Origin of the sequence: Pseudomonas sp. KCJK9000 (assembly GCF_046230725.1) — a bacterium.
GTDB lineage: Bacteria > Pseudomonadota > Gammaproteobacteria > Pseudomonadales > Pseudomonadaceae > Aquipseudomonas > Aquipseudomonas promysalinigenes.
In genome coordinates, this window is the sequence record NZ_JBJJLN010000140.1 from 1 (window position 1) to 470 (window position 470).

The following is a 470-nucleotide window of genomic DNA, read 5'->3' on the forward strand; positions in this document are numbered from 1 at the left end:
AATTCGTCGTACTGGAAGGCGAGCCGGTTGCCGTCCGGCAGGTCGAGGCCGACCATGTTGCCCTGCTCGTCCAGCTCGATGGCGTAACGCTCGCCACCGTAGTCACGGCTGGCGATGACACGGTGGTCGGCGTTGTACTGCACTTCCAGCTCGCGGCCGAGCACATCGGTGGCCCAGCTGGTGCGGGCATCGAGGTCGTAGCGGAAATGGTAGTGCTCGCCATCGCTGGTCCAGTGCTCGACCACGCGTGGTTTATCGCCGAGTGTTTCCCAACGGTAGTGGCAGCCCAGGCCCAGGGCGTTGCTGTGGGTGACCATCAGGCCTTCGGCGTAGCTGAAGTTGCGCACGGTGTCGCCGTTGCGGTTGATCACCGCGCTCAGCTGGCCGTGTTCGTCGTAGCGGTACTGTGTAAGGGTTTCGACAGCTTCGTTGTTGACTACGCGCTTGATATCAGTCAGGCGACCCAGTGA

The 470-nt window shown here is 62.6% G+C and carries 1 pseudogene; it reads right to left on the reverse strand.

Going from position 1 to position 470, the window contains the following annotated elements:
- A pseudogene (locus ACK59H_RS22975) lies at positions 1-470 on the reverse strand (type IV secretion protein Rhs); the annotation flags it as partial.